Origin of the sequence: Bartonella rattaustraliani AUST/NH4 (assembly GCF_000312565.1) — a bacterium.
GTDB classification, from domain to species: domain Bacteria; phylum Pseudomonadota; class Alphaproteobacteria; order Rhizobiales; family Rhizobiaceae; genus Bartonella; species Bartonella rattaustraliani.
This window is the reverse complement of record NZ_CALW02000058.1, coordinates 1-5,142: the sequence shown is the minus strand read 5'-3', so window position 1 is coordinate 5,142 and position 5,142 is coordinate 1. Positions and strand designations below refer to the sequence as shown.

Here is a 5,142-nt window from a genome sequence, read left to right as displayed (position 1 = left end):
TGGGAAAGTTTATGGTCATGCCATGGTTTTTAAGCGTGCGAAAATTTATGGTGAGGTCTATGGGCATGCTCGCGTGAGTGGCACGGCTGAAATTTATGGTTCTGTTTATGATAGAGCAAAGATTTCCCACAATATTAAGGTTTGGGGTAAAGTCTATGGTACTGCCATTCTCGATAAAAAAAGCAAAATAAGCTCTATTAAAAATCATCAGGAGGTTTATAGAGGACGTAAAATTGTTGATATTAAAAACAACAAATAACGAGGCATGGGGGGCGCCTTTTATTTTTTAAACATCTTAACAAGAGAACATTCAAAAAAGAAAGCCGTGCCATGATATGACGCGGCTTTCAAATAACGATTCTGATGATTAAAATTAAATCATCCACAATGGAGTCATGGACGCATATATACAAAACGTATCATATTGCAAGCTCTTTATTGTCATTATGAAACGTTATCCAAAAAAGCATAAAACGTTCTTGTTATATTTGATATGAAGAGAGACACTGTGAATACAGCATTTACGATAAAACCTATTGAGTAGATTAAAACGTTTTGTAAGGTCTCTATCAATCCAATCAAGAATAAATGCGTTGGTAAGTGTAAATTAGCAATAAAACCCGCTCTTTTGATTTTATGCTTGTAAATGTTGGTTTTGAAAGCAATCCCTCATAAGACAATAAACAACGGCTTGTTTCAACTATGCCTAATTGTGATATCCAGAGAATATTTGAGAACTTAACGAATCCAAATTTGGTGCCGTTGATTTACTGAGACCAAAATTGGGCTTAGTGATTTCAGTGGCACTTATGCGTGATATTAAGAAAATGCTTGAAAAATTATACTTCTAAAGTAGATAATCCCAATTTTGGGGATACCTATCAAAAGCCGCTTTATATTTTAGCTAGCAAAATTAACCGCTCCCAATTTTAAAGGCGTTGTTATTTTAGAGCTAACAATTTTTAACGTTATAAACAATTTTTAACGCCCAATCCTCTTTTAGAAATTTTACTGCCATAAGCAATTCAATTGTTAAGATGTGATTTAAACACGTGCAATTATGTTGATTGGATAATTCAAACGATTGCCTCCCTAATAGTAACTATCGATTTTATGATTAAAACGTATTATTAAATTGTTATGAATGATTACTGCTTTTGAATGCCCACATGCGTTATAAGATTTGTGTCATGATTTGCTTTTCATACTTTATTTATACATGGCAATTGTTGATAAAAAAGGGTCAATTGAATCATATACAAAAGTGTGGATTCTTAAGTGGATTCGTATAAAATAATTGCATACAAACTATTGACTTTATTTTGTTTTTTATGATAATATCCCTCTGCGCATAAAAAGGACACGCTGGCACCATCATTCTCTTTACCAACTTATAGTATATTGACCAACGCATAAAATGCGACATCCCTTGTATAAAGGCAATTCATGAAGAGCATTTTTCTTCCCTTTTCTCTCGTTTTACCCCATGTGCAACCACACTTACGACGTACAAGAAAAATGAGCAAAATTGATTCAACATAAAGAAGTTTGAAATGAGAAATCTTATGGGTATTCGGGATTATATTTCAAACGGTATAACGACAAATTATACTTATGAATCAATATTTTGCACGTAAAAAATAAAAAAATCGGTAAAGAGAATATCACGCCCCACCTGTTACCTTGTATCAGTCCTATACCTTGCATCGGTTAGAAAAGATAAGAAACATCCAATAAATTTTACATGACACCTCTCACACACTTCTGTAAAATGAGGAGTGAGAAACGAGAGATTTTTTAAAGCAACAATTTCATTTGTAAATGAAAACTTCATTTTTATAGGGTGTAAAATCTTCTTATATGGAAGGCTTTTTATTTTATCTCCTTTTTAAACTAAAAAAATCCCAATATCCTTTTTACGAACGACCTTAATACAAGAACGAGGACAAAATTGGAAGGCGTAACATAGAATGATAGAAACAATTTGCCAATGAGCAATTAAAGAAAACTCAGACTCTCGCGCTTTAAAAAGGAAAAGCACCCATTAGAAAAATTTTCATTTTCAACGATTCCCTTAAAAAATTATTCTATCTTATCCTAAAAGTTATCGCCACCTCATCAGGAATGATCACAATCCAACATCGTTGAACCACTCCTTATACAGATTGTTTCAAAGAATGAAACGAAAAGTAAAACGCCCTGATAAAACAAGAAACACTCTTCTCTAAATGACAACAATAATCCTACAAGAGAAATAACAACACCAAGTATACTCCCTGCTATTAAGGAAGCAAGCAACGAGACAACACCGACAGTATCCCAAATCGCTGTAGGTAAAGAAACTTTATCGCTTTTTCCAAAAACCAATCCATCTTGCTCCTCCACATCACGAATAACTCCCAGATCGACTGCTCCCCTCATTATATTTTCTCTAATGCAACAACATCTCCTCTTTCTTGAAATTGCGTTTGCGCAATACCCGCATGACTCTCTATAGTCTGTGTAAAACAAAGAATAAATACTGTAAGGGTATATGGACATAACCGATTTTAAACACTTTAAACATAGCTTTCTTTGCTCCTCTTTTTCTTTACTGAAAAAGTAAAAGAACATTTACAGTTATAAAAACCAATATTTCTATATGTATAGTATAAACTATTTATACATCATCTAAAGAACTATTGCGCAATATAATACATTATGTTGTAAATGTAAATACATATAACACAAAATAATTATATATATACAAAAATCATATTATTTTATTTAACTATAACAAGACAAAAATGAAATACTATATCTCGTATATAAGATGACATGATTGATAAAAACTTTAAAAAACTTCTCAGTGCATGAAAAAATATCGATATTTGACTATTTTTATAAATAAAAAATAAAAGATTCATTATGATACATAAAAGTAAAGTCTCCTCTGCTTTCATAATTTTATGCTTCTCTTGAAGCTTTATATTTTGTTCGTTTTTGTCAATACAACACGACCTCAATACAAAAACACATTGCCTCTTAAATAAATCGCACCATTATTTCTCAAGGAATCAACTCATCTATCACCCAAACGGTTAAATCAATAAAACGCAAAGGATTGAGGTTCTTCTCACCCACATTCATCATATTGTATAATGATTCCAACTCTATTTTTCTTCTCCATGAAATGCGTTCATCAACCTCTTTCCGATGACGTAGTTGCACCTGATACAAGAATTTTGCTCACAATACACACTTTTCCTGCAGAAATTTAAAAAACCTTTAAGACACTTTCAAAAATAAAATTGACTGATGAACATTTCTATTTTTTTACCACATTTATACCATGCCTTGTGCCAGCCAATCATGTAAACTAGAGTAAAAATCATGGGGACATGCCTCAAGCCCAGTTTTTTTCATGTAATGTGAATGCCCGCCTTCTGCAAGAGGACCGCAACCGGAGGCAAAAAAAGAAACTCGTTACGCGTGAGAGAGCACACTTGTTTCAAAATTTCTAATGCTTCTGTTGATAAGAGGACGCGAAATTCTGTTGTCGTATCACGTCTTCCTTTCATAATCTTGAGCCAAGAATAGTCTATATATTCCCTTCAATCTGATCTTCACAAATACGACACACAGGATTGCTACGAACACCCGTAAGGATAAGCAAACGCAAAGTCAATTATGTGAGGGGTTGTTGTTTGACAAAGTGTTTTATAAAAAGCCCGCACATCTTTCCAAACCATTGCAGGTTTATTCATAGTTTTATGGCGTTATTTTCCTATTGTCGAGCCAAGAACAGTCCATATATTCCCTTCAATCTGATCTTCACAAATACGACGCAAAGGATTGCTACGAACACCCGTAAGGATAAGCAAACGCAAAGCCAATTGTGGGAGGGGGATTGTTTGACAAAGTGTTTTATAAAAAGCCGGCACATCTTTCCAAGCCATTGCAAGTTTATTCATAGTTGTATGGCGTCATTTTCCTATTGTCGAGCCAAGAACAATCCATATATTCCCTTCAATCTGATCTTCACAAATACGACGCAAAGGATTGCTACGAACACCCGTAAGGATAAGCAAACGCAAAGCCAATTGTGGGAGGGAGGGTTGTTTGACAAAGTGTTTTATAAAAAGCCCGCACATCTTTCCAAACCATTGCAAATTTATTCATAGTTTCATGGCGTTATTTTCCTAAGAGAACGCATGCTTTGACTGTTGCTTGTAAATCAACATCCAGTCCCAATGCAGCAGCATGTTTGAGACAAAGATTAAGACGCATGAGTGCCCTCTCTACTGTTGCAGCTTTTGTATGCCATATGGGGGCTAGTATATTGCGTATATCTGTTTGCGTGATTTCTAAAAATGGGAAGACAGCCTCATTTGGGGAATACATGAAGTTGTAAAGGTGAAAATCAGCTCTAGCTTTATCATCTCATTTTAATTCAGCTTTACGGCTTTCAAAAATACCCACTGCAATCTCTTTAAGAGAATGAAGATACCGCATTGCCTCACACTTTTGTTTCTCAGGTTCTTTAATGGGATCACATCCTTCACGTAAAACAGAACACCACCCACGTTACACATTCACGGGCTTATTTTAAAGGAACCTCTCTTAGAGTTCCCAACTCTATTTCGCGGCGCTGTTTTAGTGAATTGTATAACGATAAAGTCTGTATACTAATAAACCTATTGAGAACTACCATTTTCACGCTTCTCAAAGGATAAACCCGTATCATTATTCCCTTTACCAACTCATGGTCTATTAACCGACTTATAGTATATTTACGAGCTCATGAGATTGCGACACTCCTTGCATGAAAGCGGTTCATAAGAAACATTTTTTCTCCTTTCCTCACTCATTTTATCCACATGCTAATCCCGCTGATAGTGTAAAACCAAGTGAACAAAACTGCCTCAGTAGAAAGAGGTTTGAAAGGAGATAATATTACGGATATTCGGGGGTATGATTTAAGGTAAAAAAAACGGAAAATAATTGTTATAAATCAATATATTAATGCCTCATGCCTCATGCCTCATGCCTCATGCCTCATGCCTCATGCCTCATGCCTCATGCCTCATGCCTCATGCCTCATGCCTCATGCCTCATGCCTCATGCCTCATGCCTCATGCCTCATGCCTCAATGCCTCATGC

At 35.0% G+C, this 5,142-nt stretch carries 1 protein-coding gene and 4 pseudogenes; 1 reads left to right on the top strand and 4 read right to left on the bottom strand.

Features of this window, described 5'->3' with window-relative positions:
- A pseudogene (locus BN67_RS11985) lies at positions 1-259 on the top strand (hypothetical protein); the annotation flags it as partial.
- Positions 260-2,118: 1,859 nt separating this feature from the next.
- Here BN67_RS11985 and BN67_RS14505 read toward each other — a convergent pair.
- The 4 genes and pseudogenes from BN67_RS14505 to BN67_RS14980 all read right to left on the bottom strand — a co-directional run.
- Positions 2,119-2,421: a hypothetical protein gene (locus BN67_RS14505; protein ID WP_019223663.1), complete on the bottom strand. Its 303-nt coding sequence runs from the start codon at positions 2,419-2,421 to the stop codon at positions 2,119-2,121.
- A 915-nt stretch (positions 2,422-3,336) separates the two neighbouring features.
- Positions 3,337-3,758 (bottom strand): annotated as a pseudogene (locus BN67_RS14985) (tyrosine-type recombinase/integrase); the annotation flags it as partial.
- 24 nt (positions 3,759-3,782) lie between these two features.
- Positions 3,783-3,965: pseudogene (locus BN67_RS08335) on the bottom strand (integrase); the annotation flags it as partial.
- 24 nt (positions 3,966-3,989) lie between these two features.
- Positions 3,990-4,739: pseudogene (locus BN67_RS14980) on the bottom strand (tyrosine-type recombinase/integrase); the annotation flags it as partial.
- Between the last annotated feature and the right edge of the window lie 403 nt (positions 4,740-5,142).